The following is an 8,513-nucleotide window of genomic DNA, read 5'->3' as shown; positions in this document are numbered from 1 at the left end:
CCCCGGCCAGGCCACGGCCCAGCCCGCACGCGGCACGGCCGGTTACCTCAACGGCGGCACCGCCGACACGAACGGCCGAGGCGTGCCACTGCCGGCCTCGGGATCGCCCCGATCGGCCGGTGTCTCCCCCGGCCTCGCTCTGCCGGACGAAGCCCTCCAGGCCACCGCCACACTCCCCGTCCAGGACCCGGCCCAGCCCACTGCCCAGCCCACTCGCGGCACAGCCGGCCACCTCGGCGGCAGCACCACCGACACCGGGCCCCAGGCGGTGCTGCCCGCCGGTCAGGGCAGCGGCGTGATTCCCGCTCAGCGGCAGGCCCCCGTCGGCGACACCGGCATGGCGGGCGTCCTCGGCCCGGGCGTCCCCTGGGCGTCCGGCCGTGGTCCGGCGGAGACGGCCGTCCTGCCCGCCGCATCGCTGGCGCCCCCGGCCCCGCAGCCCAGAGATCTCCCCAGGTCCACGGGCACGCCCCGGCGCACCCTGCCTTCGGAGTCGAAGGCCGAGAACCAGCGCAAGCTCGCCGCGGCCGGGGATCTGCTGTTCCGCCGCGCCGCCCAACTCACCACGGCAGCCACGGCAGTCCAGGCCGCGCCCACCGCGCAGGACACCTGGCCCGCCGGAGTCCAGCAGGTCCCGCAGCCGGCCGTGGCGCAGGCCGGGCAGGTGGGGCAACCGGTTCCGGAAGGTCAGGCGGGCGCGGAGCAATGGCAGCAGCCCGGGCAGTGGGACTTCCAGCAGCCGGCGCCGATGGGCTTCCAGACGCAGAGTCGGCTCGACGCAGGGCAGTGGCAGCAGTCGCCGGGGACGGTCCCGGACATGGCGGCGACACCCGGCATGACGGCGCCCACGGCCCCGGCCGCCACACTCACCACGGCGCCACCCACCCCGGACGTGAGCTCCCCCGCACAGCCCCTCCCCGCCCTGGCCGACACCGGCTCCTTCGGCCCGATGCCCGCTCCCCCGTTCCCCCAGGTGGCCGCCACCACCGCTCCCCTCCCCGTCCCCGCCCCCCACACCACCCGCGCCGCCAAGGCCATCGCCTTCGCCCGGGCGCAGGTGGGCAAGCCGTGCGTGTGGGGGGCGACCGGACCGGACTCGTACGACTGCTCGAGCCTCACCCAGGCCGCCTGGAAGGCCGCCGGGGTCGCGCTGCCGCGGGCCGCGCACGAGCAGGCGCTGGCCGGCACGCCGGTGACCCTCGGCGGCCTGGAACCGGGTGACCTGGTCCTGTTCTTCGACGACGACCGGCACGTGGGCCTGCACATCGGCGGCGGCATGATGGTCCACGCGCCCGGCCCGGGGTCGTCCATCCGCGAGGAGTCGATCTACGGCGCGGGCGAGTCGGCGATCCACCGGGTGATCCGGCCCGCGTGACCCCGCCGCATCGCCCACCCACCCCCTCCTCGCCATAAGCACGCCCTGGACCCCTCATAAGGCTCCCTTATGAGGGCATAGACCGGACCCGCGTACTAACTTAGGGCTGCCTTAGCTTAGGCTTCCCGATCGAGCCCCCTGTTCACGCTCGAAGGGAACTGATCATGCCGCGCCCGCTGCGGGTAGCCATCGTCGGAGCCGGTCCCGCCGGGATCTACGCCGCCGACGCCCTGCTCAAGTCCGAAGTGGCCGCCGAGCCCGGCGTCGCCATCGACCTCTTCGAGCGGATGCCCGCCCCGTTCGGCCTGATCCGCTACGGCGTGGCGCCCGACCACCCGCGCATCAAGGGCATCATCACCGCGCTGCACCAGGTGCTCGACAAGCCGCAGGTCCGGCTCTTCGGCAACGTCGACTACCCCACCGACATCAGCCTGGACGACCTCCGGGCGTTCTACGACGCGGTGATCTTCTCGACCGGCGCCACCGCCGACCGCGAGCTGTCCATACCCGGCATCGGCCTGGACGGCTCCTACGGCGCCGCCGACTTCGTCTCCTGGTACGACGGCCACCCGGACGTGCCGCGCACCTGGCCGCTGGAGGCCGAGAAGGTCGCCGTGCTCGGCGTCGGCAACGTCGCGCTCGACGTGGCCCGGATCCTCGCCAAGACGGCCGACGAGCTGCTGCCGACCGAGATCCCGCCGAACGTGTACGACGGCCTGAAGGCGAACCGGGCCAAGGAGGTCCACGTCTTCGGCCGCCGCGGCCCGGCGCAGGCCAAGTTCAGCCCGATGGAGCTGCGCGAGCTGGACCACTCCCCGAACATCGAGGTCATCGTCGACCCCGAGGACATCGACTACGACGCGGGCTCGATCGAGACGCGGCGCGGCAACAAGCAGGCCGACATGGTCGCCAAGACCCTGGAGAACTGGGCGATCCGGGACGCCGGCGACCGCCCTCACAGGCTGTACCTGCACTTCTTCGAGTCGCCCGCCGAGATCCTCGGCGCGGACGGCAAGGTCGTCGGCCTGCGCACCGAGCGCACCGCCCTCGACGGCACCGGCAACGTCAAGGGCACCGGCGTGTTCAAGGACTGGGACGTCACCGCGGTCTACCGCGCGGTCGGCTACCTCTCCGACAAGCTGCCCAAGCTGCCCTGGGACCTCGCGTCGGGCACGGTCCCGGACGAGGGCGGCCGGGTCGTCGAGGAGGGCGGCGGCCATCTGCAGTCGGTGTACGTCACCGGCTGGATCCGGCGCGGCCCCATCGGCCTGATCGGCCACACCAAGGGCGACGCGAACGAGACGGTGGCCAACCTGCTCGACGACCACGCCCACGGCCGCCTGCACACCCCGGCCTCTCCGGCACCCGAGGCCGTGGAGTCCTTCCTCGCCGAGCGGGACGTCCGCTACACCACCTGGGACGGCTGGTACCGGCTGGACGCCGCCGAGCGCGCGCTGGGCGAGCCGCAGGGCCGCGAGCGCGTGAAGATCGTCGAGCGTGCGGACATGCTCCGGGAGAGCGGGGCGTAAGCCGCCCGCGGGCCGCGAACGGCGCCCGCCCCGAAGCGGATGGACGGGCGGGCCCCGTTCGCCGGACCATTGTGGGCGCCGTACGCCCGCCGGGGGACGTGTGAACGACGGCCGCCTGGTGCGTGCGCCGCGCACCCCGGGTGCGCGGCACGCCCCCGTGTGCGACGGCGTGCGCCAGGTGCGGCGCGCCGTGCGGGGACCCTGCCGTCGCAGGACGGCGCCGGGCGGTGATACTGGAGGGCGCACCCGCCCCCATCAGCAGATTGGCTTATGTCGAACTCCGCCACCGACCGCGCCGCCATCCCCCGGACCCTGTGGGCGGCCCGCGGCCGCCACACCGCCTCCGCCGCCGAGGACGTCGTCCGCCGCACCCTGAGCCGGCACAAGGAGAGCGGGGACATCGACGACTTCGCCGAGCCGCCGGTGCCCGGCGACTCCCCCGGGCACGTCTTCGAGGCCCGCTGGCGGGCCGGCGGCACGGTGACCGTGCGGGCCCGGCTGACCCTCGTACCGCGTCAGAACGGCTCGGCCGGGCAGGACTGGACGCTCGTCGCCGAGGCGGAACGCCCGTGGGACGACTCCTGGCCCTCGCCCGCGACGCTGTTCTGGCCCGCGGACGGTTCGGGTGACGACGGTGCCTGGGACCACCATCCCACCGTCGCGGGCCTGCGTTTCCGGCAGGTCAACGGGCTGCCCGCGGACGACAAGGAGATGCGGCGCCGGCTGCGGGACGCGGCCCGCGGGTCCTGGTGCGTCAACCTCGTCGTGCACGAGGCGATGACCCCGGACGAGCGCGGCCGGCTGCCGCTGACCCGGCTGCTGCCGCCCGGCCTCCGGCACCGTGTGGTCGAGCACCGGGCCGCGCCGCAGCAGCTGCGCGCGGTCAACTGGGCGCTGAAGGACCTCGGTGTGGAGGTGCCGCGCGGCGGCGCCGTCCTGCTGCCCCCGGACCCGGCGCCCGACGGCTACGACGGCCACGAGCACCGCGTGCGCACCGTCTTCCTGGACGGCTCCGAACCGGCCGGACTCATCGCCGCCCTGCGGCACTTCGCCGCCCTGCCCCTGCCGCTGCCGCCGGGCGCCGAGGAGGCGCTGACCGACCTGCGGGAGAACTGGACCCTGACGACGGTGCAGGAGGAACTGGAGCGCCAGCGTCAGCTCGTCGCCATGTACGCCGAGGCGCTGGACGCCATGACGAAGTCGCGGGACCTGTACCGGGAGGCCGCCGAGCAGGCCCACCAGGCGCTGGCCGCCTACCGCGACGCGCCCGTCCCCGCCGCCCTGCCCCACCAGCAGCAGCCCGGAACCCGGGTGCCGTCGCCGCTGCAGCAGTTGACGCGGACGTTCGAACGGCTGAGGCTCACGGCCAAGGGGGCACGCCCCGACGAGGCTTCCGACGGCGCTCCCGACGGCGTTCCGGAAGCCGCGGGAGCGGAGCCGGCCCAGGCGGCGGAGCGGCCCTCGTAGCTCCGCCGCGCCTCGCCGCGGATGCGGTAGGGCGGCCGGGACCGGGCAGAAGGACAGGATGCGTATGGATTCCACCGCGACCCTGCTGCTGATCGGTGCCGCCGTCGTCGCGGCCGCGCTGCTGGCCGTCGCCGTCGTGCTGCTGGTGCGGCTGGTGCGCGCCCGGAGCAGCCTGCGCCGGGCCGGCCTGCCCACGGGGCCCCGCTGGGTCTTCTGGGGCGCCGTCCTGTACCTGGTGCTGCCCACCGACCTGCTGCCGGACCCGGTCTACCTGGACGACATCGGCGTCCTGCTCCTCGCCCTGCGCAGCATGCGCGCCGCCCGCCCGCTGCCGCCCGACTCGCTGGAACCCTGAGCGGACAGTCAACTGCCTTTGGTGCGGCGGAGGTTCATGTCGCGGAGGGTGGCGAGGAGCACCGCCAGCGCGGCGAGCGCGGCGACCTCCGCCGCCGCGCCGGCGAGCCACGGAGGGGCCACGACCGCGGTCCGGAGCCGGGCGGGGTCAGGCAGTCCGAACCGGCCGCCGAGCACCTGCCCGGCGGCGAGCGCGGCCGTGGTGACGAGGGCCGCGGTGGCCGTGACCAGCCGGCCTCCCGCCGTACGGGCGGGCAGGGCGAGGGCGAGCATGACGCACAGGCCCGACAGCAGCAGGGTCGCCTGCAGGACGTCCTGCGGCAGCCCGGTCCAGTAGCGCGGCGCGTGCGCCACACCGCACAGGAACACGGGCACGGCCCCCGCCCGGGCGATCGGCAGCGGAGCCCCGGGGGCCCGGCGGTCCCGGCCGCCCTCGCCGGCCTGCCGTGGACGGGTCCGGGCCCGCGCGGGCCCCGCCGGGGGCGGTTCGGACGGTGAGCCGGGCGGTACCGGGGCCGCCGTCGGTACGGGCGGCGCCGCCACGTGAAAGGCGAGCCCAGCACCAGACCCCAGCCGCGCCTCACCAAGGAGATCGGCACCCCTCGGGGCCCGTCCTGCACCGGGCCCGAACTGCGGCTCACCGAGTGCACCGGGGCTGATCGGGGCCCACCCGGTGCCGAGCGCCCCGCCGCCCGGCACCGTCTCAGCGGTCACCGGCGCGAATCCGGTGGCGGTGGGCGCTCCGCCCGGCAGGCCCGTAGCGGTGGGGGCGGTAGCTGCGACGGCGGGTTCCGGGGTGAGGGGCGGGGCACCGAGCACGCCGGTGGCCGTCGGGGCGGGAGCGGGAGCGGCCACCGCGCCCGCAGCCGCGGCGGTCACCGGTCCGCCACCCGGCGACGCGATGTCCGCGGTCCCCGCGGCCGGCGGTAGGGCGGAGTGGTCGTCGGGAGCGGGGAACGGAGAGCGGGTGGTCAATCTCGCCTCCAGGGCAGGGTGGGGCCGCGGCGGCACCCGCGCGTGCGGCGCGCGGTGGCACGGGATCCATGACCGGAAAAGGGACCGGAAAAGGCCGTTACGCACACCATTAGTAGGAGTGGCCGCACCGTCCCGCCACCGGGACGAGCCGGAGGTGTGAGCATCTGTTGTCGTCCGCCCAGGTGCGTTCGGCCACCTGGTTGGCGCATTCTTGCTGTGTCATCCACCCGGCGGTGCAGGGGACGAGGTAGCGCGCATGGCGGGGAGCGGGGAGCAGGCGGTCGGCGGGCGTGCCCGGCTGGCCACGCTGCTGACCGACGCCGCGACCGCCGCGCTCGGCGCGGCCGGGGGCTGTGTCGCGGGCGTCTACCTGCGCTCCAGCACACCGGGGCTGCTGCGCCTGGCGGTGCTGGTGGGGCTGCCCGGCCAGCTGTTCAAGCCATGGTGGCGGCTGCACCTGGGCCGGCCCTTCCCGGTCGCCGACGCCTACCGGCTCGGCGTGCAGGTGGTGCTGCCGAACGCCACGGAGACGGTGCGCCGGTACCCCCAGTTCGCGGCGGGCCTGCCCTTCCCGTTCGGGTCGGTGTACGTGCCCGTGCCCGGCGGTGCGGAGCCGCTGGGGGTGCTGACGGTGCTGCGTCCGGCCGCGTCGGACACCGCGGACGAGCTGCTGGACCGGGAGCTGCTCGGGCGGCTCGCCGAGGGGCTCGGTGCCGAACTGGCGGCCCTCGCCGACGGGGACGAGGCGGTGCTGGCCTGGGACGGGGAGCCGCTGTGCGTACGGCCGCCCGCCACCCGGCCCGTGGAGCCCCGGGTGGGGCGGTTCACCTGGGATCCGGCGACGTCGGCGGTGGACGCGGACGAGCGCCTGCACGCGGTGCTCGGCCTGCGGCCGGAGGAGTTCGCGCGGACCGGGCCCGCGCTGGCGGACACGCTGTCCCGGGCCGACGCCCACCGGGTCCTGACCGCGTTGCACGAGACGGCCGCCGGGAAACCGCCGTCAGCGCCGCTGAGCCTGCGGTCGGGGGACGGCTCCGTGCGGCTGCTGGAGCTGTGGCCGGACCCGGGCGCCGACGAGGCGGGGCGGGTCGGCGGGGTCGTCGTCGACCCGGGCCCGGCCGTCTCGGCGGACGGGGCGGCCGATCTGCTGCCGCAGGGGGTGTTCTGCCTGGACCGGCTGGGTGTGGTGGTGTACGTCAACCCGGCCGCGGCCCGGCTGGCCGGGCGGGACCGGGCGTCGCTGGTCGGCCGGCCGCTGTGGGAGGCGATGCCGTGGCTGACCGGGCCGCCGTGCGACGACCACCTGCGCAGTGTGCTGCTGTCCCAGGAGCCGGTCCACCTGCACGTGCGGCGGCCGGCCGGCGGCCGTGAGCCGGCCGGTGACGGCGACTGGCTCGCCCTGTCGGTGCATCCGGGGCCCGACGTGCTGACCTGCACCCTGGTCCCGGCCAGCCGTGTCGACGCCCCGGCCGGTCCGGCCCACGAAGTGCCCGCGCACGCCGGTGCGCACGCCCTGGAGGAGACGATGGCCGGCGAGCACGCGCTGGCGCCGCTGTACCGGCCCATCGCCCTCGCCATCGCGCTGACGGACGCGGTGACCGCGCGGCAGGTGTCGGCGGTCGTCATGCAGGAGCTGCTGCCCGCGTTCGGCGGCCGCCGCCTGGCCATCTACCTGCTGCAGGACCGGCACCTCTACCTGGCCTGGGAGACCGGCTTCCCGCAGGGCTTCCTCGCCCCCTTCGACGGCGTCGGCCTCGACGCGCGCATACCGGGCGTGGAGACCCTCACCACCGGGCGCCCCCTCTTCTTCGAGTCGATGACGCAGCTGGGGGCCACCTACCCGGGGCTCCCGCTGGACGCCGACGAGGGCGCCCGGGCCTTCCTGCCGCTGATCTCCTCGGGCCGGCCGATCGGCTCCTGCATCCTCGGCTTCGACCGCGAGCGCAGCTTCAGCAGCCAGGAACGCACGGTCCTCACCGCGCTCGCCGGGCTCATCGCCCACGCGATGGAGCGGGCGCAGCGCTACGACAGCGAGGCGGCCCTGGCCCGCGGCCTCCAGCAGGCCCTGCTGCCGCGGCGGCTGTCGGTCCATCCCGGGGTGGAGACGGCGGGCCGCTATCTGCCGGGCACCCAGGGCCTGGACGTGGGCGGCGACTGGTACGACGTGGTGGACGCCGGGAACGGGCTGGCGCTGGTCATCGGCGACGTGCAGGGACACGGGGTGCAGGCGGCGGCGACCATGGGGCAGCTGCGCAGCGCCGTGCGGGCCTTCGCGCTCGGCGACCACGCGCCCGACGAGGTGATGAGCGGCACCAACCGGCTGCTGATCGACCTGGACCCGGGCCAGTTCGCCAGCTGCTGCTACCTCCGCCTCGACCCGGCCACCGGGTGCGCCCAGGTCGCCCGGGCCGGGCATCCGCCGCCGCTGCTGCGCCACCCCGACGGCACCACGCGGGTGCTGGACATCCCCGGTGGTGTCGTCCTCGGTGTCGATCCGCAGGCGCAGTACCCGGTGACCGAGCTGGAGCTGGAGCCGGACGCGATCCTCGCCCTCTACACGGACGGTCTGGTGGAGCGGCCCGGCACCGACATAGACGACGGCATCAACGCGCTGCGGCTGGCGTTGGCGAAGGCGGGGGCGGCGGCCGGGCGGCGGGGCGGGCGCTCGCTGGCCGGGGTCGCCGACCGGCTCACCGCGACCGCGCGGTACACCGCCCACCGGCCCGACGACGTGGCGCTGCTGCTCGCCACCCGGCGCACCCCGCACCCCCGGTGACCACGGCCGGCGCCCGGGCCGCCGGCGGTCGCTGCGC

At 75.9% G+C, this 8,513-nt stretch carries 6 protein-coding genes; 5 read left to right on the top strand and 1 reads right to left on the bottom strand.

All coding sequences use genetic code 11. The features are described from left to right. Positions 1–337 precede the first annotated feature (337 nt). The 4 genes from AQJ66_RS39780 to AQJ66_RS28680 all read left to right on the top strand — a co-directional run bounded on the left by AQJ66_RS39780 (position 338) and on the right by AQJ66_RS28680 (position 4,726). The gene (locus AQJ66_RS39780) at positions 338–1,375 is read left to right on the top strand and encodes a C40 family peptidase (protein WP_208611477.1); all 1,038 of its coding nucleotides are present in this window, start codon (positions 338–340) and stop codon (positions 1,373–1,375) included. A 164-nt stretch (positions 1,376–1,539) separates the two neighbouring features. Further along, positions 1,540–2,904, top strand: a complete 1,365-nt coding sequence (locus tag AQJ66_RS28690; RefSeq protein WP_061927882.1) for an FAD-dependent oxidoreductase — start codon at positions 1,540–1,542, stop codon at positions 2,902–2,904. A gap of 270 nt (positions 2,905–3,174) precedes the next feature. Next, complete coding sequence (locus AQJ66_RS28685) at positions 3,175–4,371, top strand: hypothetical protein (protein ID WP_061927880.1); 1,197 nt, start codon at positions 3,175–3,177, stop codon at positions 4,369–4,371. 64 nt (positions 4,372–4,435) lie between these two features. Next, positions 4,436–4,726 (top strand): DUF1232 domain-containing protein, encoded by a 291-nt coding sequence (locus AQJ66_RS28680; protein ID WP_061927878.1) that lies wholly within the window; start codon positions 4,436–4,438, stop codon positions 4,724–4,726. 8 nt (positions 4,727–4,734) lie between these two features. Here the strand turns inward: AQJ66_RS28680 and AQJ66_RS28675 are convergent, their stop codons facing one another. Then, positions 4,735–5,100 (bottom strand): hypothetical protein, encoded by a 366-nt coding sequence (locus tag AQJ66_RS28675; protein WP_159052658.1) that lies wholly within the window; start codon positions 5,098–5,100, stop codon positions 4,735–4,737. A gap of 856 nt (positions 5,101–5,956) precedes the next feature. Here AQJ66_RS28675 and AQJ66_RS28670 point away from each other — a divergent pair. Beyond that, on the top strand, positions 5,957–8,476 hold the full coding sequence (locus AQJ66_RS28670; protein ID WP_061927874.1) for a SpoIIE family protein phosphatase: 2,520 nt from the start codon (positions 5,957–5,959) through the stop codon (positions 8,474–8,476). Positions 8,477–8,513: the final 37 nt, after the last annotated feature.

The sequence above is a fragment of the Streptomyces bungoensis genome (genome assembly GCF_001514215.1).
Lineage (GTDB): Bacteria > Actinomycetota > Actinomycetes > Streptomycetales > Streptomycetaceae > Streptomyces > Streptomyces bungoensis.
The sequence above is the reverse complement of the archived record's forward strand: the minus strand, read 5'-3'. Positions and strand labels throughout refer to the sequence as shown.